31 protein-coding genes and 1 pseudogene are annotated in these 26,716 nt (G+C 52.7%); 17 read left to right on the top strand and 15 right to left on the bottom strand.

Annotated elements, in window-relative coordinates:
• Positions 1 to 19: 19 nt before the first annotated feature.
• The gene (gene bluB, locus IPK30_01205; GenBank protein MBK8101951.1) at positions 20 to 664 is read right to left on the bottom strand and encodes a 5,6-dimethylbenzimidazole synthase; all 645 of its coding nucleotides are present in this window, start codon (positions 662 to 664) and stop codon (positions 20 to 22) included.
• Positions 665 to 757: 93 nt separating this feature from the next.
• Between bluB and IPK30_01200 the strand changes: the two genes are divergently transcribed.
• The 3 genes from IPK30_01200 to ssb all read left to right on the top strand — a co-directional run bounded on the left by IPK30_01200 (position 758) and on the right by ssb (position 3,573).
• Entirely contained in the window at positions 758 to 1,558 is an 801-nt protein-coding gene (locus tag IPK30_01200) for a hypothetical protein (GenBank protein MBK8101950.1), read from the top strand.
• A 76-nt stretch (positions 1,559 to 1,634) separates the two neighbouring features.
• Positions 1,635 to 2,984, top strand: coding sequence for an MFS transporter (locus IPK30_01195; protein ID MBK8101949.1), 1,350 nt, complete (start codon positions 1,635 to 1,637; stop codon positions 2,982 to 2,984).
• A gap of 109 nt (positions 2,985 to 3,093) precedes the next feature.
• On the top strand, positions 3,094 to 3,573 hold the full coding sequence (gene ssb, locus IPK30_01190) for a single-stranded DNA-binding protein (GenBank protein MBK8101948.1): 480 nt from the start codon (positions 3,094 to 3,096) through the stop codon (positions 3,571 to 3,573).
• A 63-nt stretch (positions 3,574 to 3,636) separates the two neighbouring features.
• On the opposite strand, the gene tal is transcribed toward ssb, so the two are convergent.
• The 11 genes from tal to fabA all read right to left on the bottom strand — a co-directional run bounded on the left by tal (position 3,637) and on the right by fabA (position 12,863).
• Positions 3,637 to 4,599, bottom strand: a complete 963-nt coding sequence (tal, locus tag IPK30_01185) for a transaldolase (protein ID MBK8101947.1) — start codon at positions 4,597 to 4,599, stop codon at positions 3,637 to 3,639.
• A 61-nt stretch (positions 4,600 to 4,660) separates the two neighbouring features.
• A complete protein-coding gene (locus IPK30_01180; protein ID MBK8101946.1) occupies positions 4,661 to 5,467 on the bottom strand; it encodes a sulfite exporter TauE/SafE family protein in 807 nt (268 codons plus the stop codon).
• A gap of 147 nt (positions 5,468 to 5,614) precedes the next feature.
• Positions 5,615 to 6,640 carry a hypothetical protein gene (locus IPK30_01175; protein ID MBK8101945.1) on the bottom strand — a complete coding sequence of 342 codons (1,026 nt, stop codon included), beginning with the start codon at positions 6,638 to 6,640 and terminating at the stop codon, positions 5,615 to 5,617.
• A complete protein-coding gene (locus IPK30_01170; protein ID MBK8101944.1) occupies positions 6,541 to 7,176 on the bottom strand; it encodes a hypothetical protein in 636 nt (211 codons plus the stop codon). Before IPK30_01170 ends, IPK30_01175 begins: the two co-directional genes overlap by 100 nt.
• 16 nt (positions 7,177 to 7,192) lie before the next feature.
• Positions 7,193 to 7,858, bottom strand: coding sequence for a DUF4124 domain-containing protein (locus IPK30_01165; protein MBK8101943.1), 666 nt, complete (start codon positions 7,856 to 7,858; stop codon positions 7,193 to 7,195).
• 36 nt (positions 7,859 to 7,894) lie between these two features.
• Positions 7,895 to 8,665, bottom strand: a complete 771-nt coding sequence (locus IPK30_01160) for a YciK family oxidoreductase (GenBank protein MBK8101942.1) — start codon at positions 8,663 to 8,665, stop codon at positions 7,895 to 7,897.
• Positions 8,662 to 9,327 (bottom strand): HAD-IA family hydrolase, encoded by a 666-nt coding sequence (locus IPK30_01155; protein MBK8101941.1) that lies wholly within the window; start codon positions 9,325 to 9,327, stop codon positions 8,662 to 8,664. Before IPK30_01155 ends, IPK30_01160 begins: the two co-directional genes overlap by 4 nt.
• Positions 9,328 to 9,331: 4 nt before the next feature.
• Positions 9,332 to 10,039, bottom strand: a complete 708-nt coding sequence (gene ubiG, locus IPK30_01150; GenBank protein ID MBK8101940.1) for a bifunctional 2-polyprenyl-6-hydroxyphenol methylase/3-demethylubiquinol 3-O-methyltransferase UbiG — start codon at positions 10,037 to 10,039, stop codon at positions 9,332 to 9,334.
• 84 nt (positions 10,040 to 10,123) lie between these two features.
• The gene (locus IPK30_01145) at positions 10,124 to 11,035 is read right to left on the bottom strand and encodes a hypothetical protein (protein ID MBK8101939.1); all 912 of its coding nucleotides are present in this window, start codon (positions 11,033 to 11,035) and stop codon (positions 10,124 to 10,126) included.
• Between the two features lie 18 nt (positions 11,036 to 11,053).
• Complete coding sequence (gene fabB, locus IPK30_01140; protein MBK8101938.1) at positions 11,054 to 12,265, bottom strand: beta-ketoacyl-ACP synthase I; 1,212 nt, start codon at positions 12,263 to 12,265, stop codon at positions 11,054 to 11,056.
• 82 nt (positions 12,266 to 12,347) lie between these two features.
• Positions 12,348 to 12,863: a 3-hydroxyacyl-[acyl-carrier-protein] dehydratase FabA gene (fabA, locus tag IPK30_01135; protein ID MBK8101937.1), complete on the bottom strand. Its 516-nt coding sequence runs from the start codon at positions 12,861 to 12,863 to the stop codon at positions 12,348 to 12,350.
• Between the two features lie 235 nt (positions 12,864 to 13,098).
• On the opposite strand from fabA, the gene galU reads away from it, so the two are divergent.
• The 3 genes from galU to IPK30_01120 all read left to right on the top strand — a co-directional run bounded on the left by galU (position 13,099) and on the right by IPK30_01120 (position 15,670).
• Positions 13,099 to 13,935: a UTP--glucose-1-phosphate uridylyltransferase GalU gene (gene galU, locus IPK30_01130; protein ID MBK8101936.1), complete on the top strand. Its 837-nt coding sequence runs from the start codon at positions 13,099 to 13,101 to the stop codon at positions 13,933 to 13,935.
• Positions 13,936 to 13,951: 16 nt separating this feature from the next.
• Positions 13,952 to 15,307 (top strand): phosphomannomutase, encoded by a 1,356-nt coding sequence (locus IPK30_01125; GenBank protein ID MBK8101935.1) that lies wholly within the window; start codon positions 13,952 to 13,954, stop codon positions 15,305 to 15,307.
• 147 nt (positions 15,308 to 15,454) lie between these two features.
• Entirely contained in the window at positions 15,455 to 15,670 is a 216-nt protein-coding gene (locus IPK30_01120) for a hypothetical protein (GenBank protein MBK8101934.1), read from the top strand.
• Here IPK30_01120 and IPK30_01115 read toward each other — a convergent pair.
• The 3 genes from IPK30_01115 to IPK30_01105 form a co-directional block, all read right to left on the bottom strand.
• On the bottom strand, positions 15,667 to 16,092 hold the full coding sequence (locus tag IPK30_01115) for a hypothetical protein (protein ID MBK8101933.1): 426 nt from the start codon (positions 16,090 to 16,092) through the stop codon (positions 15,667 to 15,669). The two genes, IPK30_01120 and IPK30_01115, sit on opposite strands and share 4 nt — an antisense overlap.
• A gap of 96 nt (positions 16,093 to 16,188) precedes the next feature.
• Positions 16,189 to 17,814: a glucose-6-phosphate isomerase gene (pgi, locus tag IPK30_01110; GenBank protein ID MBK8101932.1), complete on the bottom strand. Its 1,626-nt coding sequence runs from the start codon at positions 17,812 to 17,814 to the stop codon at positions 16,189 to 16,191.
• Positions 17,815 to 17,855: 41 nt separating this feature from the next.
• Complete coding sequence (locus tag IPK30_01105; GenBank protein MBK8101931.1) at positions 17,856 to 18,818, bottom strand: polyprenyl synthetase family protein; 963 nt, start codon at positions 18,816 to 18,818, stop codon at positions 17,856 to 17,858.
• 163 nt (positions 18,819 to 18,981) lie between these two features.
• On the opposite strand from IPK30_01105, the gene ruvB reads away from it, so the two are divergent.
• The 11 genes and pseudogenes from ruvB to queC all read left to right on the top strand — a co-directional run bounded on the left by ruvB (position 18,982) and on the right by queC (position 26,656).
• The gene (ruvB, locus tag IPK30_01100; GenBank protein MBK8101930.1) at positions 18,982 to 20,016 is read left to right on the top strand and encodes a Holliday junction branch migration DNA helicase RuvB; all 1,035 of its coding nucleotides are present in this window, start codon (positions 18,982 to 18,984) and stop codon (positions 20,014 to 20,016) included.
• Positions 20,013 to 20,417 carry a tol-pal system-associated acyl-CoA thioesterase gene (ybgC, locus tag IPK30_01095; GenBank protein ID MBK8101929.1) on the top strand — a complete coding sequence of 135 codons (405 nt, stop codon included), beginning with the start codon at positions 20,013 to 20,015 and terminating at the stop codon, positions 20,415 to 20,417. Before ruvB ends, ybgC begins: the two co-directional genes overlap by 4 nt.
• 99 nt (positions 20,418 to 20,516) lie before the next feature.
• Positions 20,517 to 21,160 (top strand): annotated as a pseudogene (tolQ, locus tag IPK30_01090) (protein TolQ).
• Positions 21,157 to 21,591 (top strand): protein TolR, encoded by a 435-nt coding sequence (tolR, locus tag IPK30_01085; protein ID MBK8101928.1) that lies wholly within the window; start codon positions 21,157 to 21,159, stop codon positions 21,589 to 21,591. Before tolQ ends, tolR begins: the two are co-directional and overlap by 4 nt.
• A 9-nt stretch (positions 21,592 to 21,600) precedes the next feature.
• Positions 21,601 to 22,032, top strand: a complete 432-nt coding sequence (locus IPK30_01080) for a cell envelope integrity protein TolA (GenBank protein MBK8101927.1) — start codon at positions 21,601 to 21,603, stop codon at positions 22,030 to 22,032.
• Complete coding sequence (gene tolA, locus IPK30_01075) at positions 21,920 to 22,492, top strand: cell envelope integrity protein TolA (GenBank protein MBK8101926.1); 573 nt, start codon at positions 21,920 to 21,922, stop codon at positions 22,490 to 22,492. Before IPK30_01080 ends, tolA begins: the two co-directional genes overlap by 113 nt.
• A 14-nt stretch (positions 22,493 to 22,506) precedes the next feature.
• The gene (gene tolB / locus IPK30_01070; GenBank protein MBK8101925.1) at positions 22,507 to 23,787 is read left to right on the top strand and encodes a Tol-Pal system beta propeller repeat protein TolB; all 1,281 of its coding nucleotides are present in this window, start codon (positions 22,507 to 22,509) and stop codon (positions 23,785 to 23,787) included.
• Positions 23,788 to 23,884: 97 nt separating this feature from the next.
• Positions 23,885 to 24,388, top strand: a complete 504-nt coding sequence (gene pal / locus IPK30_01065) for a peptidoglycan-associated lipoprotein Pal (protein MBK8101924.1) — start codon at positions 23,885 to 23,887, stop codon at positions 24,386 to 24,388.
• 103 nt (positions 24,389 to 24,491) lie between these two features.
• Positions 24,492 to 25,304: a tetratricopeptide repeat protein gene (locus IPK30_01060; protein ID MBK8101923.1), complete on the top strand. Its 813-nt coding sequence runs from the start codon at positions 24,492 to 24,494 to the stop codon at positions 25,302 to 25,304.
• Positions 25,305 to 25,341: 37 nt separating this feature from the next.
• Entirely contained in the window at positions 25,342 to 25,977 is a 636-nt protein-coding gene (queE, locus tag IPK30_01055) for a 7-carboxy-7-deazaguanine synthase QueE (protein MBK8101922.1), read from the top strand.
• A complete protein-coding gene (queC, locus tag IPK30_01050) occupies positions 25,961 to 26,656 on the top strand; it encodes a 7-cyano-7-deazaguanine synthase QueC (GenBank protein MBK8101921.1) in 696 nt (231 codons plus the stop codon). The genes queE and queC overlap by 17 nt, the downstream gene beginning before the upstream one ends.
• Positions 26,657 to 26,716: the final 60 nt, after the last annotated feature.

Here is a 26,716-nt window from a genome sequence, read left to right as displayed (position 1 = left end):
TGTTCAAGTCGTGCGTGAGCTATTCCGGCCATTGGTTATCGGATACGAGCGTCGATAAATCAGCGCGTGTTGCCCATTTTTCTTGCTCAAGCATGGGTTTGTCATAAAACTGTGTGACATGGCCAATGCACAAAATGGCAACAGGGTGACTACCTGCCGGCATGCGCAAAAGCTGCTTGAGTTTTTGTGGATCAAACAGCGATACCCAGCCCACGCCCAAACCTTCAGCGCGCGCGGCCAGCCAAAGATTTTGAATGGCGCAGGACACGGAGGCGAGATCCATTTCCGGCAGGGTGCGGCGACCAAAAATATGTTGTTCGCGGCGATCCATTAGCGAAACCACCAGCACTTCACCGCAATCGAGCACGCCTTCTACTTTCAGCTTCATGAATTCGTCTTCGCGTTCACCGAGTGCTTTGGCGGTCGCAACGCGTTCCTCCTCAACCAGTGCGTGCAGTGCTTGGCGTAGGGTGGTATCCGTGATGCGTACAAAGCGCCATGGTTGCATAAAGCCCACGCTGGGCGCGTGATGGGCCGCTTGTAGCAGACGGTGCAGTACCTCAGGACAAACGGGGTCGGGCAGAAAATGGCGCATGTCGCGCCGTTCAGCGATGGCGCGATAGACAGCGGCGCGTTCGGCATCGCTATAGGCGAGTGGGTTCATCGGCGATCTGCGTGGTTGCGGTCTGTAATAGTGGTTGCCATTATATCGGTGCAGTGTACGCTGTAGCGAAGTGCAGGACAGTTGGAGTAAAGCATGGCAGACGAGTTGTTCAATGTGGTCTTTCGCGGCGAAATTTTGCCGGGGCACAGCTTGGCCGATGTCAAAGCGCGTTTTGCCCAGTTGTTCAAAATGGATCTCGCCAAAGCCGAGAACTTTTTTAGTGGCAAGCCTCTGGCGTTGAAAGCCAATTGTGATCGCGCCACGGCTGACAAATTCAAAACCGTTTTAGAGCAGGCCGGCGCTGCGGTAGAAATTCGTGCCGCTGCAACACAAACCCTTGCACCGCAGGCAGCAACGCCGGCGGCGCAACCAGCTAGCGCGCCCGTACCTCAACCAGCTGCTTCTGCTGCCCCAGCGGCAACTGCACCTGTTGCAGTAAGCGCTGCGCCACAAGATTCGTGGTCGCTGTCGGCGGCGGGTTCCAATTTATTGCGTCCGAGCGAAACCCAAGCGCCTGCGCCGGTGGAAGTGGATATCAGCCATTTGAAAATCGTGAAGCCGAAATTGTTTTCTGATGAGCCGGAGGAGCCGTTAGAGCCTCCGCGCCCTGTGGTGCAGAGTCAAGTTAATCTCGCGGCTTATCAGCTCGCGGCGGCTGGTGAAGATTTAGTGCCGCAGAAGCCTTTTATTCCTCGTGACATCGACCTGAGTGAGCTGTCGCTGGATGCCGTGGGCGCGGATGTGTTGCGCGAAGAGGAAAAACAGGTGTTTGTGCCCGTTAATATCGACACTAGTGGCGTAGACATTGCGCCCGCCGGCAGTGATATGGGGCAGGTCAAGCCGCCCGCTGCACCGCCTGCGCCATCGACAGAACACATTACCCTGCAAAAATAGCCCCAACGCTGCCTTCTCTGGGTAGCGCCCTGTAGAATAGCGGCGCTGTTTTTGGAGTCCTCTCGTGCCCGTCAATTTGCAACAGGAAAAGCGCGCAGTTAGCACGCTGGCGTCTTTGTATACCCTGCGTATGTTGGGGCTGTTTTTGGTGCTGCCGATACTGTCGCTGTACGGTGCCAATTACACGGCGAGCACGCCGGTGTTAATCGGTATCGCCATGGGCATGTATGGCGCAACCCAAGCCGTGCTGCAAATTCCGCTGAGTGTACTTTCTGATCGTGTGGGGCGGCGCTGCATCATCATTGCGGGTCTTGCGCTGTTTGTGGTGGGCAGCGTCGTGGCGGCGCTGTCATCGTCGATTTACGGTTTGATTATCGGTCGCGCTTTACAGGGAGCTGGCGCGATCTCTGGCACGCTCATGGCAATGGTGTCGGATCTCACTTCCGAGCAAAATCGCACCAAAGCGATGGCTACTATCGGTGCATCCATCGGCGTTTCTTTCGGCGTAGCGATGATGCTGGGCCCCATCTTGGCACATTGGAGCGGCTTGTCGGGTGTGTTTTGGATAACAGCTGCCTTGGGTGTGGCAGGATTTTTTCTGGTGTTGTTTGTGTTGCCAGAGCCGCCTGTAGAAACACTGCATTCCCCGCACCGTGACACACTGCCCGTGCCTTCACTACTGTGGCGCGTGTTGAGTGATCCACAATTACTGCGTTTGAACGGCGGTATTTTTTGTTTGCACATGATCCTCATGGCGTCATTTGTGGTGGTGCCGCGTTTGTTGGAATCGCAAATGAGTTTGGATCGCAGTGAACACTGGAAAGTGTATTTGCCTGTATTAGGTGGTTCGTTTATTGCCATGATTCCGCTGATGGTGATCGCAGAAAAAAAACGCTTGGTGAAAGAAGTATTTGTGCTGGCTGTTGCCGTGTTGGTCTTCGCTTTGTTGTTTCTCGGTGCGGCTTATCAATTTAATACTGGTTTAGTGATGGGATTATTTTTCTTTTTCTTTGCCTTCAATTTGCTAGAAGCGCAGTTGCCATCGCTGGTGAGCAAGCAGGCTTTTGCCGGTGGCAGAGGTTCAGCGATGGGTGTGTATTCCACCAGTCAATTTTTGGGCACTTTTGCCGGCGGTGCGTTGGGTGGTTTGATGTTGCATTGGGGGGAACCGCGCTGGCTGTTTTGGATCTTGGCGTTGCCCGCTGCGGGTTGGTGTTGGTTGGTGGCAACCATGCAAGCGCCGCAATACTTACTGAATATCATGCTGCGTTTTCAAGGCGATGCTAATGCGGTGCGCGAGCAGCTGCATACCATTACCGGTGTGGCGCAGGTGTTGGTGGTGCCGGAGGAAAACATGGCCTATCTCAAGGTCGATGATGCGCTCTTGGACCGTGCGGCGCTGGATCGTTTACGCGTCTCAGAATAACTGCGCCGTGCTTGTGATACTGATTGAATATCCAGTATAGTGCGCGAGCGCCACTCGCCAGTGTCGGGCGGGCGGTATTCATTCATACAGAGGATTAAGGAGCGTTTTTATGGCCAGAGGCGTCAATAAGGTTATTTTGGTTGGAAATTTGGGTAAGGACCCTGAATCTCGTACTTCGCCCGGTGGTGGTGCCATCACCAACATCACGCTGGCTACCAGCGAAACATGGAAAGACAAGCAAACTGGTGAAAATCAAGAACGCACTGAGTGGCATCGTGTCGTATTTTTTGGTCGCTTGGGTGAAATTGCCGGCGATTATTTGAAGAAAGGCAGTAAGGTTTATGTGGAAGGCTCGCTGCGTACACGCAAGTGGCAAGATCAGAACGGGCAGGATAAATACACCACGGAAATCGTTGCTAGCGAAATGCAGATGTTAGATAGCCGCAGTGGTGATAACACTGGTTTCAGCGAACCACGCGCTCAAAACACAGGCAGCAGCCGCAGTGGAAATGCGAGCGGTGCTCGTCAGCAAGAATCTGCGCCGTCAGCAGGGTTTGATCAATTCCATGATGACGATATTCCTTTCTAACTTTCGGCGCATCCGGAAAGAAAAAAGCCCGCATCGCCGCGGGCTTTTTTATGTTTGATGAAATCAGGTGAGGCGTTGTGCGAGCTGTTTTTCCAGTGCAATTTGATCGGCAGTAAATAAACGAATCCCCTCGGCTAATTTTTCTGTCGCCATTGCATCGTCATTCATTTGCCAGCGAAAGGTTTTTTCGTCGATGGAGGGAAAGTTTTTTGCCGTGGCACGGTTTGCTGTCAGTTGCCGTTGCAGTGTGCCTTGGGTGTTGCTCAGTTCGTCGAGCAGGGCGGGGCTGATGGTTAGGTTGTCACAACCCGCTAGCGCAATAATTTCACCAGAATTGCGAAAGCTGGCTGCCATCACCACGGTGTTGATGCTGTGTGTTTTGTAGTGCTGGTAAATCTTTTTCACCAAGGCAACGCCAGGTTCTTCAGCGGGAATAAAAGTTTTGATCTCGGTATTTTTGACATGCCAATCCAGCACGCGACCGACAAACGGTGAGATGAGAAACACGCCCGCGTCGGCACAGGCACGCGCCTGTGCAAAAGAAAATAACAGGGTGAGATTGCACTGGATGTTGTCTTTTTCTAACACGCGTGCTGCTTGTATACCCTCCCATGTGGAGGCGATTTTGATCAATACGCGATCGCGTGTAACGCCGTGCTGCTCGTAAAGTTGAATGAGCAAGCGAGCGCGCTGAATAGTGGCCGTTGTGTCAAAAGACAGACGAGCATCCACTTCGGTAGAAACACGGCCGGTAATTTTTTTTGAAATTTCGCAGCCGATTTTTACAGCTAATATCACAGCAGCCCATTGCGCCGTTGTGGCGGTATCTGCTGCTGGTGCGTGTTGTTTTGCCCATGCGACGCTGTCGTTAATCAGTGAGGCATAGGCCGGCAGCACGCTGGCTTTTAATAACAGCGATGGATTGGTGGTGGCGCTAACGGGGTTGAATTTTGCGATGGCATCAATGTCGCCCGTGTCAGAAACCACTTCAGAAAATGTGCGCAACTGATTAAGCAGGGAAGTCATGTTCAAAGTGTCCTGTATGGAGATTTCCTGCCATGTTAGCACTGTGTTTGTTTCTGGATCGTTAGACCATCACCAGTTTCGCGCCGACCAAAACCATGATGGTAGCGAGCGTAGGGCGCAAGATTTTTTCTGGCACAGCGGCGGTCAGATGACTACCTACATAGATGCCGGGTAGTGAGCCTATCAGCAAATTCACCAGCAAATCCCAGTTCACATTGCCCAAGCCTGCATGGCCGAGGCCGGCAACCAAGGTTAGTGGTACGGCGTGTGCAATTTCAGTGCCGACTAAGCGCGCCACGGGAAGAATGGGGAATACTAAAAACAGAGCCACGGTGCCGAGTGCGCCCGCGCCAATGGAAGTGACGGTAACGGCAACACCCAAGATAACGCCGGTGACAATGGTGGCTTTTTCGCGCTGCGGCATGGTCATGCGCGTAAAAATGGCGTTGCTGCTGTGGCTCCAATGCAGCAATTTTTGTTTGAACACGATGGCTAAGGCGGTGAATACCAGCGTCGCGCCCAGCGCCACCTTGATGGTGTCGTTGACATGCTTACTTTCAAAGCCGACTTGATGCATAACGAAGAGTGTCAGCACTGCCGCAGGTAGGCTGCCCAGCGCCAACAGCCCCGTGATGCGCCAGTTGATATTGCCTTTGCGTTGATGCACAGCCACGCCACCAGCTTTGGTGATAGCGGCATACAGTAAATCTGTGCCGACCGCGGTGGTGGGCGGGATACCAAAGAACAGCAGGATAGGCGTCATCAGACTGCCGCCGCCTACGCCCGTCATACCGACGATAAAGCCCACGGCGAGTCCAGACAGTACATAGATCCATTCAAGGTGTAGACCAAACAATTCGAATTGCATAAAGCCTTCAGTAGCCAATGTTGCTAGGAGTGGATGGGCATCCTAGCGGTTGTCCGCTTATAACTGAAAGATTTAATTTACTTAAGTTTATTCTTTTTTGTTATTTGTGGTGTGAGGACGCTTTTTAGCGAATTCGCGGTGTGCCGACTAGTGTTCGCTGCGCACAAAATAATAAAAACGCGCCGCTTCATGTACGGTGATTAAGCTGTTGGTGGGCATGTCAGCAAATGCGCCTTCGTAGCTGGCGATTTGGCTATAGCCGTTATCGCGCAATTTTTGTAGATAAAGGCGCGAGTTGTAATCGTTTAGATCTTCCACCATAAAAATGCGCGGATTGCCGTCGAGTGGCTCAGGTAAAGCTTGAGAGAAAAGGTCGCGGCGGTCTACATTTTTGATCCAGTAAGTCTTTCCTGTTTTGTCTGACCACTGTTGCTTGAGTTGCTGTTGAAACGCCAAGCGTTTGTCATTGTGGTGCGTGCGCAACAAATTGGTTTGTAGTGAGTGTTGGATGGTGATGGGCTTCCAACTCGCAAGAAGTGTTAAGCACACCCATGCAAGTATTTTGATAGGGGCTTTCTGTGTGATGGCGGTGATGCCGATGGCAGGCAACAAAACCATCGCTGCAGCCAATCCGCAAAAACTGCGATCAAAAAAAGCAGGGATGTTGGAGAAATACAGCAAAAAAAATAGCAGAGGAATAGCCAGTAATAGCAGGGTGAATGTTTGCTTTCGTAGAGCGAGGAGGGTTGCGCCAACAAAACTGGCAAGAATTAAAGGCCAACCTAGCGTGGCATAAAAATAGGCGAGAATATTGTTGAGTTGGATAAAAAAGTTGAAGTGTTCCATTGTTTCAGGCGGCTGTGGATTTTGGTAGTACAACTGCACACTACGCACACTGAGCCAGAAATCGCGCGCGCTCATATCGCCAAACCAAAACATCATTTGTAAGACGGCAAACACTAGAGCCAATAGCAGGGCACCTTGCAGGGCGATATTCAGCAGTGTTTTTGTGTGGCGATTTTCCGCGTGCAACAATGGTGTGCAGCAGGCGAATGCAGGAAAAATGCCGAGCATCAGTTGGCTGGCTTTTCCTGCAGTGGCAACGCCAAGTACAAAGCCGTTAGCCAGTAGCCAAGTGCTGTTTTTCCAAGCGTCCTTTTGAGGGCTAACCACAATAAAATTGACCCCATGGCCGTGAGCAGTGCGTCGGGTCTGGCGTAGTGGCTACCTTGCACGGCAAGCGGAAAAATTGTGTAAAGAATGGCGCTGCACAGTGCGAGGTTGGATCCGCCAATCAGTCTCGCAGCCAGCACAACAAACAATAGGCTGACAACATCCCAAAACAGCGCAATGTGATGCAGCAAAACAATCGTAGGTGTGATGATGCCGAATAGTCGCAGTGGTTTAACAATGGCGGCAGAAAGCAGCATGTGGCCGCTAAAGTTGTAATGATGATCGCGCGCGGGTGCATCGCGCACTACGGTGGATGGAACGCCTTTTTGTTGTGCAGCTTGATCGCCGAGGCGATACCAATCCGGTTGCCAATTACCGTTGTTGACGGCATCGTCTACGGCCCACACAACAATTTGATCATCAATTTGAAAATAAGTGCGTGGGCTGGTGTCGAGGCGCAGCGCCACAAAAATAAATAGTGTAGCTGCCCACAATAAGCCAGTGAAAAATCCAGTGGGCGTAATTTTCACAGCCATGCGCGGCGCGTAGGTGTTAGTGCAGTGCGGATGAATAGCGGTATGCGCTAAAGCCCTCAATGGTGTTGCCGTTAATAATGGTAAACGGAATCCCGCCACCACCGCCCATTTTTTTCATGCGCAGTGCCGCGTTGGCATCATTTTGGATATCGTATTCTTGAAACGAAATATTTTTTTCACGCAGCCATTGCTTGGCTTTTTTGCAAGCGCCACACCAAGGGGCGGTATAGATTTCTACTTTGTTGGCGGAGGCGGTTGTATTGGTGCTGGTATTGGCATTGGTGCTGATAGTGTCGTTTGAGATTGTGGGTGTTGTATTGCGCCATGCGGCGATTTGAATCATGGTGTTTTCTAATGCACTGCCGATGATTTGTTTTAGTTGTTCGAGAATTTTTGTGGCGGTTTCAGCGTACCCCTGCAAATTATCTGGAGCTGGTTTCCCTTCATTGTCAAATAATTTGGCGAGTTGAACGGTATTCTGTTGTGGATTAACAACTTTTCCATCACTCAAAATTTGAACGGGTGATAGTTCTGCCACAGTATCGGCCGAGGCATCTTTTCCAGTTTGCTCGGGTGGTTTGTCGCCGTAGTGCACCACACCTTGTTTGTCAGTCCACTTAAACACATCAGCGCTGGCATGCAGGCTGGTAAAGAACAGGAGTATGGCGAGCAAGGTTTTCATCGGTGTCTCTCTCTGTTTTTTTTTGTGATGTTTTACTTATGTGGTGGGTTGGGCATCAAAGCTGCAGCCAGTGACATCGCGGCTATCGGAGCCCATCAGGTATAGGTACAGCGGCATCAGTGTATCGGCTGTGGGGCGTGTATTGGGGTTTTCACCGGGGTAGGCCGCGGCGCGCATGCGCGTGCGCGTGCCGCCGGGGTTGATGGCATTGGCGCGTACGGCTGTCACTTCGTCCAGTTCATCGGCCAGTGTTTCCATCATGCCTTCCACGGCAAATTTACTCACGGCGTATGCGCCCCAAAAGGCGCGACCTTGGCGACCAACCGAGGAGGTGGTGAACAGAATACTGGCATCGGGTGCTTGTGTTAGCAGCGGCAGCAGGGCTTTGGTGAGCAGGAAGGCGGCGTGGACATTGACCTGCATGATTTGCTGCCAGCGTTCGGGGCTGTAATCGGCGATGGGGGTGACGGTGCCAAGCAGGGCGGCGTTGTGCAGCAAGCCGTCCAGTCGCCCCAATTCTTCGTCGATGGTGTCGGCAATGGCCTGCGCGGTGTCCGGCGTGAGGTACTGCAAATCTAGCGGCAGGATCATCGGCTCCGGATGGCCGGCGGCGAGAATCTCGTCGTATACCAGCTCCAGCTTCGCCTGTGTTTTGCCGAGCAGAATGACGGTTGCGCCGTGTGCGGCAAAGCTGTGGGCGGCGGCGCGGCCTATACCATCGCCAGCGCCGGTTACGAGGATCACGCGTTCCGCCAAGAGGTTGGTGCGAGGTGAATAGCCAACAGGCAAGGTGTGTATGGTTTTCATGCGTTCAGTTTAGCCAGCAATGCAGGGATTTCGGTGGCGGAGCGCAGGCGGAAGTCAGCCTGCCAGTGCTCAATGTTTTCGTTGGGGTCGATATAGCCCCATTCGCAGGCAACGGTGAGCATGCCAGCGGCGCGACCGGCTTCGATGTCGCGTGCATGATCGCCAAAGTAAATAGCCTCGGATGGCTCGCAGCCGCAGTGTTGGCAGGCCAGCAGCATGGGCTCTGGGTCGGGCTTGCTGCGCGAGACATGGTCGGGGCAGACCACGGTACTGGGCGCGGTCGGCACATCCAGCTGTGCCATCAGCGGCAGGGTAAATCGGCTGGGCTTGTTGGTGATGATGCCCCAGTGCATGCCGCGCTCTACTGCCCAACACAGGCTGTCATGTATGCCGAGGAACAGGGTGCTGCTCTTGCCTAACGCCTCTTGGTAGATGGTCAGTAGCTGTTGGTTGAGTGTATCAATCGCGGGATCACCTTCGCCGAGTTCTCCTGCTAGACGAGTCATGGCGCGCGCGCCGTTGGAGACCTGTGCGCGAATGGCAGCTTCTGCCAGTGGTGGTTTGCCCAGTTGTTCACGCAGCTGATTGACGCAAAAAATGAAGTCGGGGGCGGTATCGAGCAGAGTGCCATCCAAATCAAACAGAATTGCTTTTAATTTCATTGAGTTAGCTCGGCTTTCTCGCGTGGACTATGTAGTTCACGCTGATGTCGTTGCTCGACAAAGAATACTTTTTAATCAAAGGGTTATAGGTCATTCCCGTTGTGTTTTCGAGTATCAGGCCGGCGCTGCGAATCCAGCTAGCCAGCTCAGCGGGGCGGATAAATTTGCCGTATTCATGGGTGCCTTTGGGCAGCAGCTTCAGCAGATATTCGGCACCGACAATGGCGAAGGCGTAGGCCTTGGGGTTGCGGTTGATGGTGGAGAAAAATAGGTTCGCACCCGGTTTGGCGAGATCGGCACAAGCGCGGATGATGGAGGCGGGGCTGGGCACATGCTCCAGCATCTCCAAGCAGGTCACGATGTCGTAGTGCGCAGGCTGCTCGGCGGCCAGTTGCTCGACGGGTTTTTGCTGGTAGTCGATAGTCACGCCGCTTTCCAAGGCGTGCAGCTTCGCTACGGACAGTGGCGCTTGCCCCATGTCGATGCCGGTGACCTGTGCGCCGCGCTGCGCCATCGCTTCCGACAAAATGCCGCCGCCGCAGCCGACATCCAGCACGATTTTCCCTGCCAGTGGCGCGCGCTCGTCGATGTAGTTGCAGCGCAGCGGGTTGATATCGTGCAGCGGTTTGAACTCGCTGGTCGGATCCCACCAGCGGTCGGCTAGCGCTTCAAATTTGGCAATTTCAGAGGGGTCAACATTGGCGGCTGCCATGCGGTGTTTTCCAGTAACGCAGAAAGAAGCGCTCATTATAACGGCGCGCTGTTGCTCCGCGCTTTTAGGAGGGGCGGCTTAAAATTACAGCGTGCGTTGCTGCAAATCGGGAGGCGTGGTGGCGCGCGCCCACAGTTGTTTGAAATCCTCCAACAACGGTTTTACGCGTGCACGGTAGTCGTGATAGCCGATGCCTTGCATTGATTGAGGGTTTTGTCGGAACAGCAAGCCTTTGTCATCGGTGATCAGATAATTGGGGAATTTTTCAGCAACCGTGGTTGGCAACTTGCGGATCTGAATTTTTTCAGACGCGCGATGACTGAGGCGCAGTAAGCGATGCCCGCGCTCAAGAATGACTCTGGTGTCGCGTATGAGTATGCGCACGCTAGTGTTGCGCTGTCTTTGCACCAAACTCATTACCGCATCGGCGAAGGCATCATTGTCGTACAGCCAGTCTTCAAGATCTTCGCTAAAAATAAGCAAACCAAAACGCGCAGCCTGCACGAGCTCAACGGACAGCGCGCGAAATTCATCGATGGATTCCAATCTCACCAAATCAGAGCCGCTGGTAATAAAACTGCGATCTGGTGGCAAAAAAAGCACGGTGACTTTGGGGTTGATGCTGCGTTCGGTGGAAAAACCCAAGGTGGAAAAGATGGCGTTCCATGGATGCGAAGTGGGTGCAGAGAGCCGTGCGAAACCGCGCTGCGGCGTATCCAACACAGCGCAACGCATCAGCGCTTCCGCGATATCGTTGGCGTGTTCGGTTTGTGTGACGGCTTGGCTGATGTGACCATCGTTATCAATGCATAAGTAGCCGACAACTGTGTCATTGTTTCTGGCGAGATAGTGTTCGGAGCTGGCGTCAAACGCTTGTTCTGTTTCGATGCCGGCAATAAAGCGCGAACGGCAGGACAAAATGGTTTCTTGTTCGTCAGACCAAGCCGCTCGGGCGACGCTGACGGGGTAGTATTCCACGGTGTCATTGTCGCTCATGGTTGTGCTCGCTATTTATTAGAGTTTTTGAAACACCAGCGTAGCGTTGGTGCCGCCGAAACCAAAACTGTTGGACATCACGCGCTGCAAATCGACATTGTCGATACGCTGACGCACCACGGGCATATTTTCTGCCTCGGCATCAATGGTTTCGATATTGGCAGAGGCGGCGATAAAGCTGTGTTGCTGCATCAACAGCGAGTAAATCGCTTCTTGTACACCGGCTGCGCCCAGTGAGTGACCGGACAGTGATTTGGTGGAAATGATGCGCGGAATCGCATCGCCAAACGCTGCTTTGACCGCTTTCAATTCCGCGAGATCGCCCACGGGGGTGCTGGTGCCGTGCGCGTTGATGTAATCAATGTTTCCGTTCACCGTGGCCAGTGCTTGCTGCATGCAGCGCGTAGCGCCTTCGCCGGATGGCGCCACCATGTCGTAGCCGTCGCTGGTCGCGCCGTAGCCGACAAGTTCTGCATAAATTTTTGCGCCGCGTGCTTTGGCGTGTTCGTATTCTTCCAGCACCAAACAGCCACCGCCGCCGGCGATGACAAAACCGTCGCGATTGGCATCGTAAGCGCGCGAGGCTTTTTGTGGCGTGTCGTTGTATTGCGTGGACAGTGCGCCCATTGCATCAAACAGACAGGACAGCGACCAATGTTCTTCTTCGCCGCCGCCGGCAAAAATGATGTCCTGCTTGCCGAGTTGAATGAGTTCCATTGCATTGCCGATACAGTGCGCGCTGGTCGCACAGGCGGAGGAGATGGAGTAGTTCACGCCTTTAATTTGAAACGGTGTGGCGAGACAGGCTGACACTGTCGAGCCCATGGTTTGAGTGACACGATAAGGGCCGACACGCTTGATGCCTTTTTCACGCATGATGTCAGCGGCTTCGACTTGGTTAGAAGAAGAAGCACCGCCGGAACCCATGATCAAGCCGCTGCGCGGGTTGGACACTTGTTCGGGTGTTAAACCGGCGTCGGCAATGGCTTGTTGCATAGAGAGATAGGCAAATGCAGCGGCATCGCCCATGAAGCGCAGAATTTTGCGGTCGATTAATTCGCTCAAGTTGAGGGTGATAGAGCCGGAGACATGGCTGCGGAAGCCCATATCGCGGTAGGTGTCGTTAAAGCGGATGCCAGACAAACCTTCGCGCAGGGAGTGGGTGACATCGGCGGCATTGCTGCCTAGGCAGGAAGTGATGCCCATGCCGGTGACGACAACTCGTCTCATGCGTTAAACCTCATTGCTCAATGGATGCTGACATTATGGCACAGCGGAACAGTCGTGCTGGCGGAGGAGCACTCCGCAGCGGTTAGAAATTATCGGTGGTAGTAAACAAACCGACTTTGAGATCTTTGGTGTGATAGATCTCTTTGCCGTCCACTGACATCACGCCATCCGCAATACCCATGATCAACTTGCGTTCGATCACACGGCTGAGATGGATGTGGTAAGTCACTTTTTTCGCGGTTGGCAGCACTTGTCCAGTGAATTTCACTTCGCCAGAGCCCAGTGCGCGTCCGCGCCCCGGATTGCCTTTCCAGCCCAAATAAAAGCCGACCAACTGCCACATGGCATCCAGCCCCAAGCAGCCGGGCATGACTGGGTCAGAAATAAAGTGGCAGTCGAAGAACCAGAGGTCAGGACGAATATCCAATTCGGCAATGATTTCGCCTTTGCCGTAGTTGCCGCCCGTTTCAGAAATATGAACGATGCGATCCATCATCAGCATATTGCCGACGGGAAGTCGCGCATTGCCTGGGCCGAACAATTCGCCATGTCCGCAAGCCAGTAGCTCGTCGCGATTGAATGCACTTTGTCTGCTCATCTTGGTATTCCCGATCCCTGTCGGCAAAAGTCCGTCAGTTTAGCGAGTGGCGTGTGGTTGTCCAGAGAAAAGCCGCTGAAATGCATTGATTTGCGTCGATTGTCGGGCGGCTAGAATCCTGTATGCTAACGCACCGCGCAGCGACAGATTGCGGCGGTGTTGCCGGTTCAAAACCGTTTTTAAAAAATGTTGTTTTATTTGATAACCATCTACATTTCTATCCACAGGACCTTCCATGATCAACAAATGTTTGTTCCCTGTTGCCGGTTACGGCACGCGCTTTTTACCCGCCACCAAATCCATGCCAAAAGAAATGTTGCCGGTGGTGAATAAGCCCTTGGTGCAATACGGTGTTGAAGAGGCTTTGGAAGCAGGCTTGGATGAGATTTGTTTTGTCACGGGTCGTGGCAAGCGCTCCATCGAAGATCATTTCGATCTCAACTATGAACTCGAGCATCAAATTGCCGGAACCGGCAAAGAAAAGTATTTGGAAAGTATTCAGCGCGTGATGGACAGCGCTTCATTTTCTTTCACGCGTCAGCGCGAAATGAAAGGTTTGGGTCACGCGATTCTCACGGGTCGCCGTTTGGTGGGCGATCAAGCCTTTGGTGTAATTTTGTCCGACGATTTGTGCATGCCGCCAGAAGCCGGTGTGGGCGTGATGGCGCAAATGGTCAAGCTCTACAAACAATTTCGTTGCAGCATTGTGGCTATTCAAGAAGTGGATGGCGCGGACATTGAAAAATTTGGTGTAGTAGAAGGTGAGAAATTAAAAGAAGGTATTTTCCGTGTTTCCAACATGGTAGAAAAACCTAAGCTGGCTGATGCACCAAGCAATTTAGCTGTTATTGGTCGTTACATTCTCACGCCAGATATTTTTGATATTTTGGAAAAAACGCCGCCGGGCAAAGGTGGCGAAATTCAGTTGACGGATGCCCTGATGCAGCAGGCGCAAGAAGGCGCCGTGTTGGCGTATCGATTCAAAGGCACGCGCTACGATTGCGGTAGCGTGGAAGGCTTTATTGAAGCTACAAACTATGTTTACGAAAATATTTATCGTCAATCTAAATAAGTATTGAGAAGTTTCGATGAGCGCTATTCAAATCAGTTGTTTCAAAGCCTACGATGTGCGCGGTCGCGTGCCGGATCAAATCAACGAAGATGTGGCCTACCGTATCGGACGCGCGTTTGTGCAGTTTCTCGGCGCGAAAAGCGTTGTAGTTGGACATGATATTCGTCTTTCTAGCCAGGCCTTATCTGATGCCTTGGTGCGCGGTTTGTGTGAGCAGGGTGCGGATGTCATTGATATTGGTTTGTGCGGCACAGAAGAAGTGTATTTCGCTACTTTTCATTTGGGAGTGGATGGTGGCATCGCAGTAACGGCCAGCCACAACCCGATGGATTACAACGGCATGAAGTTTGTGCGCGAAGGTTCGCGTCCCATCAGTGGTGACACCGGTTTGAAAGACATTCAAGCCTTGGCTGAAAGCGGCAATTTTGCGCCGCCGCTGGGTGCGGGCAATTATCAAGCGCAATCCACGCGCGACGCCTATGTGCAGCATTTGTTGGGTTATGTAGATCGTGCCCAATTAAAGCCACTGAAATTTGTTATCAATGCCGGCAACGGTGGCGCAGGTTTAGTGATGGATGCGCTGGAAAAACATTTGCCGTTTCAATTCGTCAAAGTGCATCACCAGCCGGATGGCACATTTCCCAATGGTGTGCCGAATCCACTGCTGGAAGAAAATCGCGGCTCCACCATTGATGCCGTAAAAGCATCGGGCGCGGATGTGGGGGTTGATTGGGATGGCGATTTCGATCGCTGCTTTTGCTTCGATGAAAAAGGCAACTTCATCGAAGGTTACTATGTAGTTGGTTTGTTGGCAGAAGCGGTTGTGTCGCGCGACAAAGGCGCGGCAATCGTGCACGACCCGCGTTTGACTTGGAATACGCTGGCAATTTGCGAGCAGTTTGGCGGCCGCGCGGTGCAGAGCAAAACTGGTCATGCCTTCATCAAAGAACGCATGCGCAAAGAAGACGCGGTATACGGCGGCGAAATGAGTGCCCACCATTATTTCCGCGATTTTGCCTACTGCGATTCCGGCATGATCCCTTGGCTGTTGGTCGCCGGTTTGGTGTGCAGTAGCGGTAAATCGCTGTCGCAATTGGTGGAGGAGCGCATGCGCGCCTATCCCGTCAGCGGCGAAATCAACCGTGAAATTGCGGATCCCAAAGCGGCCATTGCGCGCGCGCGCGATCGCTACCTTGCGGAAGCTCTGCACGAAGACAATACCGATGGCCTGAGCTTGGAGTTTGCCGATTGGCGCTTCAATTTGCGTATGTCTAACACCGAGCCGGTGGTGCGTTTGAATGTGGAGACGCGCGGCAATCAGGCTTTGATGGAACAGCGCCGCGACGAACTGGTGGCGCTGCTAGACGGCTGACACATTTGGTGGACAATTTTTGTCAGTGAAGGCTGTTTTTCCTACTTTTCATGGCTGTTGCACCTCTATCGTGCTGATTTCAATCGGATATTGAGGTTGGCACGAATCTCGCTTGTTGATAAACAAGGCAAGTGAGGAGTAGTGGTCATGAACGAGAGCAGCAGAGTATCGCGTCTTCGTGCGAAATACGAACAAGAAGAATTAGAGCGCATCAATCGCCTGACAGGTTTGAAGTTCGACACCGTTCCCGTGTCATTGTTGAGTCAACAAGATGAAAACAACGGCTTAGCCGAGTCGCTGCTCGGCAATGCACTCAGCCTCTGGAAAGAAGATATGCCGCAAGAAGCGAGCAGTCGCGCTTAGAGTGAGGCGACTGTAACGAGTTTGGGAACTTTTGCGGCGGCTTTGTCGGTACTTTGCACAAACAATTCATCGACCACATACGGTGGACAGTGATCCGGCACTTCTAGGTGCACACTCATGTCCGCAATTCTGCCTACAGCATGGATAGTTACTAGGCCAGATAGCAGGATGCTCCCACCAAACTCGCCAGAGCCACTGTCCACTTTTACTTCTTTAGTGATGTTGTCTTGATCAATAAATTTGATAGTCAGGCTGATTTTGCTGTGGCGCCCTTGCAGGAGTCGCACCCAGCAAGCGGCATTGAAGCTGCACTCCCACTGCGTGCGCGCAGACAGCTGTGGATGAGGGATATAGGAGTCAGGCACCTTGGCGATGAATTTATCTTTCATAACAGCATGCTCCGGCGTGGTTTCTGTAGTCATAAATTATGTCTTTGGTGCAGTAATTTCAGTGTGATGGTTAGTGTTTGAAGTGTGAGCCTTGTCACCAAACGCGCAAAAAGTGCCTGTTTTGCGCAATTATTGTCGGCGATAGCGCGCGATGCTGGCTTGGGTAGAGGCATCCAAGCTGCCGCTCTCGCCACCAGATAGCGCAGTAAAAATTGGCCCAGACAACTGCTTGCCCAGCTCCACACCCCATTGATCAAACGAATTGATATCCCACAACACGCCTTGCACATACACCTTGTGTTCGTACAGCGCGATCAATGCACCCAGTGTTGCCGGCGTGAGTTGTTCAATGCTGATGATATTGCTGGGGCGATTGCCAGTAATCACTTTGTGCGGTGCTAATTGTGCAATGACATCAGCGTTGAATCCTTGTTGTTGCAGTTCTGCTTCAACAGCCGCCAATGATTTTCCACACATGAGCGCTTGGCTCTGCGCCAAACCGTTAGCGAGTAAGTGGCGATGTTGTTCACTGCATTCTGGATGATGCGGTTGCAGCGACAAAATAAAATCGGCAGGAATGCAGTGCGTGCCTTGATGCAATAACTGATGGAACGAATGTTGCCCGTTGGTGCCAACCGATCCCCAAATTACTGGGCCTGTTTCGTAAGGCACATCAGCGCCCGCGTGATTGACATGTTTGCCGTTACTTTCCATGTCAAGCTGCTGTAGATAGTCAGGAAAGAAACGCAAATAGTGATCGTAAGGCAATACCACATGCGTGCTGGCTTGCCAAAAATGTCGATACCAAAAACCGAGCAAACCCAGCATCACCGGCATATTGTGTGCGAGATGTGCCTGTTGAAAATGTTCATCCATGGCGTGCGCGCCGCTGAGCAGCGCACGAAAGTGTGGCATGCCGACAGCGAGTGCAATTGGCAAGCCGATGGCAGACCACAGTGAGTAGCGACCGCCCACCCAGTCCCACATTGGCAGAATATTGTTGGCATCAATACCAAAATCCGCTGCTTTTTTTACTGCGCTGGAAACTGCAACAAAATGGCGTGCGGTTGCTTGATTATTGGATGCTGTGGCGAGCAACCAGCGGCGTGCGGCTTCCGCATTTTGCAGCGTTTCTAAAGTAGTGAAAGATTTTGACGCGACGATAAACAGCGTGCGCGCCGGCGCCAAATGTTGCAGTAAATCTTGCAGGCAAGACGGATCAACATTGGAAACGAAATGCACACGCACATGCCCAGTGTGAAACGGCTTTAGTGCATGGGTAGCCATTTGCGGGCCGAGGTCGGAGCCGCCGATGCCGATGTTGACGATGTCGGTGATGGTTTCATCGCTGTAGCCACGCCACTTACCGCTGTGAATATCGCTCACCAGCGTTTCCATTTGTGCGAAAGCCTGTTGAATAGCCTTTGCTTCAATGGCAGGTGTGGGCGAGCGCAGCGCCGTGTGCATGGCGGGGCGCTGTTCGGTGTTATTAACTGCACCACCAGTGAGTAATTGCGTGATGGCATTGGGCAAATTGGCTTGTCGCGCCAATTGCATCAATGAGTGAATGAGTGCGCCGTCGATAAAGTTTTTGGAGTAATCCAAGCGCAAGCCAGCGGCTTCGATAGTGTGTTGCGTGACGCGATCGGGATTGTTATCAAACAATTGCAGTAATGTTTGTGATTGCAAGCGCTGCTGGTGTGCTTGCAAGTCGGGCCAGCAGGCAAAGCGTTGTGCAAAAGTTGGTGCGGTCACAGAAGGCTCCTTGATGCCTCGTTTACACCGCGTATGTTAAATCATGTGCGGCGCTTGATGGCGAAATGTGCCAGTGCGGTCAGTTCGTCGCGGTAGCGAGATGCTGGCAGCGTGTTCAAACAGCCGAGTGCGGATTCCACTTCGCGCAGCGCGGCTTGTTCGGCGTACTGTAGCGCGCCGTTGTTTTGCACGATTTGAATAATGCGCGGCAGCTGTTCCGTGTTTTTGTGCGTGATGGCATCGCGGATACATTGTGCATCAGCGGTTTCGCCAAATTGCAGCGTGTAAATGAGTGGTAGGGTGAGTTTGCCTTCCGACAAATCATCGCCAATATTTTTGCCCATTTCTGCGCTGTCGCCGGTGTAATCCAGCACATCGTCAATGAGTTGAAAAGCCATGCCTAGGTGATGACCGTACTGCGCAAATTCTTTTTGTGTGTCGGTGTCGGCGCCAGCAATGATCGCGCCACATTGCGCCGCCGCTTCAAATAATTGCGCGGTTTTGCAGGCAATGACACGGCGATAGCGTTCTTCATTGGTGGTGATGTCGCCGGCGTTGACCAGTTGCAATACTTCGCCTTCGGCGATGGTGTTGGTGGTGTCGGCCATGATTTGCATGATCTGCATATCGCCGAGCGCCACCAGCATTTGAAACGCGCGCGAGTAGAGAAAATCGCCCACCAGCACGCTGGGTGCGTTGCCCCATTCTGCATTGGCGGTGGCGCGTCCGCGGCGCAGCGCAGAGACATCCACCACATCGTCATGCAATAGCGTGGCGGTGTGAATAAATTCGATAACAGCCGCCATATCCACATGCTGTTTGCCGTTGTAGCCGAGGCTGCGCGCAGCAAGGAGAACGAGCAGCGGTCGCAAGCGTTTGCCGCCTGCATCCACAATGTAGTGGCCGATGTTTTCCACCAAGGCAACACGCGAATGCAGCTGTTCAATAATCAGCGCATTTACGGCGGCAAAATCTTCTGCGACGGCTTGATGAAAGGAGAGCACGAAAAGCCTGCTGAGGTAGGGTGGAAAAGCAGGCGCATGCTAGGCGCGGCTATGGGGAGTGTCAAGGAATTGGGCTGGTTTTCAAAGGGCTTGTGATAGCATGACTGGTGTTTGTCAGCCGTATTTTTCGTGCTGTTTTTCTGTGTGTGGAGCCCTGCGTTAGATGATCGAAATAGACCAGTTTCCCGAGGCGCGCCAACTGGTGTCGCCCGTCGAGCAGGAGCGCGAGGATCATCAGGATCGCGCCATCCGTCCGCGCCGTTTGGCGGATTATGTCGGCCAGCCGCAAGTGCGCGAGCAGATGGAAATTTTTATTCAGGCCGCCCGCCAGCGCAGTGCGCCTTTGGATCACACACTGATTTTTGGCCCTCCGGGGCTGGGCAAAACCACGCTGGCCAACATCATCGCCGCTGAAATGGGCGTGGCGCTGAAAACGACTTCAGGGCCCGTGTTGGAAAAAGCGGGCGATTTAGCCGCTTTGATGACCAGCTTGGAGCCGGGCGATGTGCTGTTCATCGACGAAATTCATCGCTTGAGCCCTGTGGTGGAAGAAATTCTGTATCCCGCCATGGAAGACTACCAACTCGACATCATGATCGGTGAAGGCCCCGCCGCGCGCTCCATCAAGCTGGATTTGCCGCCGTTTACCCTCGTGGGCGCCACTACGCGCGCGGGTTTGCTGACTTCGCCGCTGCGCGACCGCTTTGGCATTGTGCAGCGCTTGGAGTTTTACAACACCGATGATTTGACTTCCATTGTCGCGCGTTCAGCCCACTTGCTCAGTATGCAAATGGAAGCCGGTGGCGCAGCAGAAATCGCTCGTCGTGCGCGCGGTACGCCGCGTATCGCCAACCGTTTGTTGCGTCGTGTGCGCGATGTGGCGGATGTAAAAAACAACGGCAATGTCAGCGCGGACATTGCTGATATCGCGTTGAAAATGTTGGGTGTGGATCACCTCGGTTGTGATGCCATGGATCGCCGCTTGCTGTTGGCTATTATCGAAAAATTTGATGGCGGCCCTGTGGGCGTAGAGAGCTTGGCTTCCGCAATTGGCGAGGAGCGCGACACGATTGAAGAAGTGTTGGAACCGTATTTAATCCAGCAGGGCTATTTGCATCGCACGCCGCGTGGACGCTTGGCGACCAAGCTGGCGTACACGCATTTGGGGATTGCACCACCGCAGCGGGGTGAGCCGTGAACTTTGCGGTGACCGTGCGTGTCTACATCGAAGACACCGATGCCGGCGGCATTGTCTACTATGTCAATTATTTGAAATTTATGGAGCGTGCGCGCACCGAGTTCATGCGCTCGCTCGGCTATGGCAAAACCGCTATTTTTTCCGACGATAAAATGTTTGTGGTGCATTCCGCCAATGTGCAGTATCTTGGCGCGGCGCGGCTGGATGATGAATTGAGCGTAACGGCGGTGCCGCTGAAAGTGGCGCGCAGCAATATTATTTTTGAGCAGTCAGTTTTCCGTGGGGGAGAACTGCTGTGTCGCGGAGAAGTTCGTATCGCCTGTGTGGATCGCGCAACGCAAAAACCGTGCGCGATGCCGGATGTGATGTTCGAAAAAGTAAAGCACGGTTTTGATCAGTAAAACTGAGTGCGTTTGTTTTGAGGGGGAAAGACCGTGGAAGCAGCCAATCAATCGCTGTCCTTGTTTGGATTATTTTTGCACGCAGCACTACCGATCAAAATGGTGATCTTGGTGTTGATCGGTGCGTCGTTGGTGTCGTGGGCGATGATTATTCGTCGCTGGCGCGATTACCGCGATGCCGAAGTGAGCTTTCATCAATTTGAGCAGGCGTTTTGGTCCGGCATTGATTTGGGGCGTTTGTATCGCGAAGGCAATGATCGCGCACAGCACGGCGAAGTGAACGGTTTAGAAAGTATTTTTCGTGCAGGGTTTAAAGAGTTCACTCGGTTGCGCAAACAACACGGCATTGAGGCTGATGCGGTGATGGAAGGCACGCAGCGTGCTATGCGTGTGGCACTGGCGCGTGAAGAAGAATATTTAGAAAACATTTGCCGTTTTTAGCGAATGTGGCATCGGCCAGCCCGTACATCGGTTTGTTTGGCACGGTGTTGGGCATTATGGATTCGTTTCACGGTTTGGCGGCGATGAAGCAGGCGACGCTGGCCGTGGTCGCGCCGGGAATCTCGGAAGCTTTGTTTGCCACGGGTATCGGGCTGTTTGCCGCCATTCCAGCGGTGATTGCCTACAACCGCTACACGGCGAGATTGAATCGTCAGTTGGCGCGCTACGAAACTTTTGCCGAGGAGTTTTCTAGCATCTTGCACCGTCAAGCGCATTCCGTGACACGCGGAGGCGGCGAGTGAGACGGCGCAAAAAGCACGAACAAAAAGCCGAGATCAATGTCGTTCCGTGGATTGATGTCTGCTTAGTTTTGTTGATTGTATTCATGGTGACAGCGCCGCTGCTGATGCAAGGTGTAGAAGTGCAGTTGCCGCAAGCCAGCACCGAGCTAATGGATACACAGGAAGAACCACTGATTGTGTCCGTGAAGCAGGACAAAACTTTTTATATCAATCTCGGTGCGGATCAAAACGCGGCACAGCCTTTGACGGCGATTGCCGAACAAGTGCAAAAAGTGCGCGTCAACAAACCTAAAACACCGGTGTTGGTGTGGGGCGATGCACGCGTGGATTACGGCACCGTGGTGGAAGTGATGGGCGCCTTGCAAGCCGTGGGTGTTGAAAATGTGGGCTTGGTGACCGAGCCGCCATCTTCTGCGCCGGCAAAAAAATGAGGGCAGTTTGTGTCTGAGGTGCGCGACGACAGCCTGATACGCCCGCTGTGGGCAAGTGTAGGTTTGCACGCGTTGATCGTGGCTCTAATGACGGTGAGTTGGTTGTGGCACACCGAACAAAAAGTGATGGCACCGCCGGCGATGATGAAAGCGGCCTTGGTGTACGCGCCTAAATCCACCATGCCGCAACAGCGTACACAAACAGAAAAAACCGAAAAAACCAAACCGAAACCTGAGCCACCGAAGCCCGAGCCGCCGAAACCGGAAGTGGTAAAGCCAAAAGAAAAGCCGCCGGAAATTAAACCGGTAGATAAACCTTCGCCCGTGGTTGTCAAACCAGAGCCGCCTAAACCGGAGCCTAAAAAGCCAGAGCCAAAGAAAACGGAGCCGAAAAAAAACAGAACCACCAAAACCCAAAGTAGAACCGAAAAAACAGCCTGAAAAGAAAACAGAGCCGCCGAAGCCTGATGCAAAGCAAGCCGCGCAAAAGAAAGCCGCACAGTCTGCGATTCAGAAAGAAAAAGTCAGTAAAGATGCTGATATGGCCATTCAAGCCATGTTGAATGACGAAGACATCACCCGTACAGGGGTGCTGAGTGATGAGCAGATCGCCAAATGGGCGGGTTTGTTTGCAGACCTGATTGAAAATAACTGGAATCGTCCGCCCAATGCACGGCAGGGCATGGTGGTGGTGTTACGCATTCAGTTATTGCCTAACGGGCAAGTGAAGGATGTGCAGGTGGTGCAGAGCAGTGGTGACCGCGCTTTTGACTTGGCGGCTGAAGCGGCTGTGCGTAAAGTGGAAACTTTTAAAGATATTACCGACAAGATGAAGCCGGAAGAACTTAAAATGTTCAGCGACTTCGATCTCAAGTTTGACCCGCAAGATCTTCTTATGTAAGAGGCAAAATTGTTATGAAGAAAATCATCCTGTCTTTTGTGTTTTTCTTTGCGTGTACTTCGGTCTACGCACAAAGATTGACCATCAATATCGACAAAGGCGGTCGCAATCCTACGCCGATCGCTGTGATTCCCTTTGCTTGGAGCGGCGGTGGTTTTAATGGCGATCAAGTCGCTGAAATTGTGTCCAGTGACTTGTACCGCAGCGGCCAATTCAAGCCTATCGAAAAGCAAAGCATGTTGTCTTTTCCGCATGCGGAATCGGAAGTGGTGTACCGCGATTGGCGTATGTCCGGTGCGGAGTATCTGGTAACAGGGCAATTGTCACCATTGGGTAACGGCGGTTTTGCCGCGACTTTTATTTTGTGCGACATCAACGGCCAGAAGTTGATGTTTAGCAAAACGATTCAAGGTGGGCCGAATAATTTGCGCGATATCGCGCACTACATTTCAGATCAAGTGTACGAAACACTGACCGGTTATCGCGGTGTGTTTCAAACGCGCATCGTGTATGTCGGTGGTGGTGTGGGCAATGTGAAGCTGTATATGGCGGATCAAGACGGTGCGCGTGAGCAAGTGTTGATGAATAGCACGGAGCCGGTTTTGTCACCCGATTGGTCGCCCGATGGCAAGCAGATTGTGTATGTGTCGTTTGAAGGCGGTCGCCCCGGCATCTATTTGCAAACACTGGCAACCGGTCGCCGCGAGCGCCTGACCAGTTTCCCCGGCTTGAACGGCGCGCCTTCGTTTTCACCGGATGGCCGCAGCCTGGCCATCTGCCTCTCGAAAGGCGGCAACCCTGATGTTTATGTGTTGGATATCGCCAGTCGCCAGTTGCGCCAAATCACCAACCACCCTGGCATCGATACCGAGCCAAGTTGGACGGCCGATGGCAGTGGCATCATTTTCACCTCTAGCCGTGGTGGCAAGCCGCAGCTCTACAGAGCCTCGGTCAGCTCTGGGCAGGCGGAGCGTATTACTTACGAGGGGGATTACAACGCCCACGGCCGCATGAGCAAGGACGGCAAGTTGCTCTCGTTTATCCATCGCCGTGATGGGGTGTTTCATACAGCCGTGCAGGACATGAAATCCAATCGTGTAACCGTGTTGACGCAGACCAGTCTCGACGAATCGCCAGCTATGGCGCCGAACGGTCGCATGATCATGTACGCCACCAAGCGCGGTGGGCGTTCGGTGTTGTCTACGGTGTCAGTGGATGGCGGTGTGCAAGTGACCGTGCCCGTGCAAAACGCCGATGTGCGTGAACCCGCATGGGGGCCGTTTCGCACGCAGTGATTTTTAGGGGTGCGATACTAATTGAGAGTGTTATAATCGCGCCCGCTGTTATTTTTCTTATCTTTCACTCGTTTACGAAGGAATACTTATGTCCATCATGATGCAAAAAATTCTCGGTGTTGCATTCGCTGTCGTGTTGATGGCAGGTTGCTCTAGCCAACAGAGCAGCGAAGATGAAAATGCTTCTGCCAACGGCGGTAGTGGCGCAGATGGTCTGAATGGCGCAGACACGCGTGGCATTGGTTCTGGCAGTGGCGATTGGGGTTCTGTTTCTGATCAATACGGCAATGTGGTGTATTTTGAATTCGACAGCGCCAACATCCAGCCTGCTTCAGAAGAAATGTTGAACGCGTACAGCGAATTGCTGAAAAGCTCTGGTCAACACGCCGTGCTGCAAGGTAATACCGACGAGCGTGGCACGCGTGAATACAACATGGCACTCGGTGAACGACGCGGTAAATCGGTAGCCGATTATCTGTCTATGCGTGGCGTGAGCTCTAGCCAGTTGGAAGTGGTGAGCTTCGGTGAAGAGCGCCCTGCGGAGCAAGGCAGCGATGAATCGGCGTATAGCAAAAATCGCCGTGTAGAAATCGTTAAATAAAAACACCGGCTTTGGGTGAAAAAAAGGGTCAGCATTAGGCTGGCCTTTTTTATTTTTGAACATGTTTTTTTAACATGAGTTAAAAACGATTGGAGATATGTTGATGAACAGTGCAAAAAAAATAGCATTTTTTGTGAGTCTGCTGTCTTTCGGTGCTGCAGTAAATGCAGCGCCCGCGCAAGTGATTGATCTCAGCACAAAGCAGCCGCGTGCAGAGGTGAATCAAGGCTATGAAGGTGGTGCGACAAGCGCCGCACAAACTTACGGCACCGATCAAAGCGCGGCGGGTGTTGGTGCAAATAATAGTGCGACAAGTGCTGGTGGCGAAGCGGGCAGTGGCAGCTTGTTTATCCAAGTGCAGCAGTTGCGCGATGAAGTGGCGACTATGCGCGGTCAGTTGGAGGAGCAGCAACACGCCATTGATAATTTGAGCAAACAGCAAATGACTATGGGGCAAAGTGCAGCTGGTGCCGCTGTTGCTTCTGCCAGTGGTGATGGCAGTGCAGCAACAAATACAGCAGCAACAAACAGCAATTCGCCAGCGGTGAATAACGATGGACAGATCGAATACGAAGCGGCCTACAGCTTGTTGAAAGAAAAAGAGTACGACAAAGCTGGCACGGCTTTCCAAGGTGTTACCCAACAATATCCCAATAGTAATTACGCGGGTAGCTCGTTGTTTTGGTTAGGATTCATTTATCAAACCAAAGGTGACATGGATAGCTCCGCAAAATCTTTTTCTTCGCTCATTGAGCGGTTTCCCAGCCACAGCAAAGCGGATGATGCGAAATACAATTTGGGAAAAATTTATAACCAGCAGGGTAAAACTGAGCAGGCGCGAAGCCTGTTAAAAGAGGTTGCTGCTGGAAGTTCAAAGTCTGCGCCGCTGGCAAAAAGCTATCTCGAATCCATGTGATTGCTTAGATTGTTGTTGTGATTGCATCTGAAAAACATTGCGCATCAGCGAGATTTTTTATTCGCTGCAAGGCGAGGCACGCACGGTGGGTTTGCCTACGGTGTTTGTGCGTTTGACTGGCTGCCCGCTGCGCTGTGTGTATTGCGATACCGCTTACGCATTTGAAGGCGGGCAGTCGATGACAGTCGATGCCATTGTGCAAGCTGTGGCGGCGCACAAGCCGCGCTATGTCACCGTAACGGGCGGCGAGCCACTTGCGCAGCCCAATGTGCACGCACTATTAAAACAATTGTGTGATGCAGGTTACGAAGTCTCGTTGGAAACCGGCGGCGCAATGGCGATTGATGAAGTCGATGTGCGCGTATCGCGCGTGGTGGATTTGAAAACGCCCGCATCGGGTGAACTGGCGCGCAATCGCTACGAAAATATTGCGCAGTTAAATCGCCACGATCAAATTAAATTTGTGTTGTGTGATCGTGCTGATTATGAATGGGCTCGCCTGCAAATCGACCAGTACCAGTTGCATGAAAAAGTGGGCGAGGTGTTGTTCTCGCCATCGTTTGATCAGTTAAATTATCGTGATTTAGCGGATTGGATCGTGGCAGATAATTTACCCGTGCGCATGCAATTGCAATTACACAAAATTATTTGGGGAGATGAGCGTGGGCGCTGAGGCGACTGCAGAAAAAAAAGCCGTGGTGTTGGTGTCGGGCGGTTTGGATTCAGCCACCGTGTTGGCAATGGCGGCAGCGCAGGGTTACAGCTGTTACACGCTGGCGTTTGATTACGGGCAGCGACACCGTTCTGAGCTGGCTGCAGCAGAAAAAGTATCAATGGTTGGCAGTGCGGTGGCGCACAAAGTTGTAACGCTGGATCTCTCCACCATCGGCGGCTCGGCGCTAACCGATAGCAGTATTGCGGTACCCACCGATGTCAGCGAAGGCATACCGGTGACCTATGTGCCGGCGCGCAACACAGTGTTTTTGTCGATTGCTCTCGGTTGGGCAGAAGTGCTGGATGCGCGCGATATTTTTATCGGTGTGAATGCGGTGGATTACTCTGGCTACCCTGATTGCCGCCCTGCCTATATTGAAGCGTTTCAGACGCTGGCGAATCTCGCCACCAAGGCCGGCGTAGAGGGGCGCACGATCACCATCCACGCGCCGCTGCTGCAACTGACCAAGGCGGCAATCATTCAGCAAGGCGTGCAGTTGAATGTGAATTACGCGCAGACCGTGTCGTGTTATCAAGCGGATAGTACAGGCGCAGCGTGCGGTGCTTGTGATAGTTGTCGTTTGCGCCGTGAAGGGTTTCAGCAGGCGGGTGTTGCCGATCCCACGCGCTATCAATGACAGAAATTGCAGTAAAAAATACTTGTTTTTTTGCGGTCAGACATTAAGATGAGCGCCTCT

It is taken from the genome of Cellvibrionales bacterium (genome assembly GCA_016713115.1).
Classification (GTDB): Bacteria; Pseudomonadota; Gammaproteobacteria; order Pseudomonadales; family UBA7239; genus UBA7239.
This window is presented reverse-complemented; position numbering and strand designations above follow the sequence as displayed.